This window comes from Arthrobacter sp. M4, from assembly GCF_020251205.1.
Classification (GTDB): domain Bacteria; phylum Actinomycetota; class Actinomycetes; order Actinomycetales; family Micrococcaceae; genus Arthrobacter.
In genome coordinates this window covers 1-491 of sequence record NZ_JAIWYX010000062.1, presented here as the reverse complement: position 1 = coordinate 491, position 491 = coordinate 1, and the positions used below count along the sequence as shown (strand labels likewise).

Below are 491 nucleotides of genomic sequence, written 5' to 3'. Positions count from 1 at the left end.
ATGGGGCCGTAGCCCTCCAACTCGGCCACGGCAGTGAGATCCGTTGCGGTGCCTGCCGCTGCGGTGCCTGCCGCTGCGCTGTCTCCGGCCGCGGTGGTGCTTTCCGCGGCTGAGCTTCGTTCTCCGGTCGCGGTGGTGCCCTCCGCGACGCCACCCTCCCCTACGGTTCCTTCCGCTGCGGTTGCGGCGCCTAGGGCGAGTCCGATGGGGATGGTGAGCACGACAGTGGGCTGGAACGGCGGCGCGGTGCCGGGCTCGCCGGGATTACCCAGTCCGGGGATCCCGAGGAGGCGTTGGATGAGGGCGTCGGCGCGGAGTTCGGACAGGGTGCGGTGTTCTGCCAGCGTGCGCGGCTCAGTGAGCATGCCGGAGGGTTGGGGGAAGGTGCTCTGACCGGCTCCCGGGGCTCCTTGGTGAAGGATCCCGGTTCCGCCTGCCCGCGCCGCGGTGTTGGCCGCCGCCTGTGCCAGGGCCTGGGCAGCGGTGTTCGC

The 491-nt window shown here is 71.9% G+C and carries 1 protein-coding gene; it reads right to left on the bottom strand.

Annotated features, from left to right (window positions below):
• The coding region (locus LD110_RS23400; protein ID WP_225502336.1) for a hypothetical protein at positions 1-491 on the bottom strand (491 nt) is incomplete at both ends.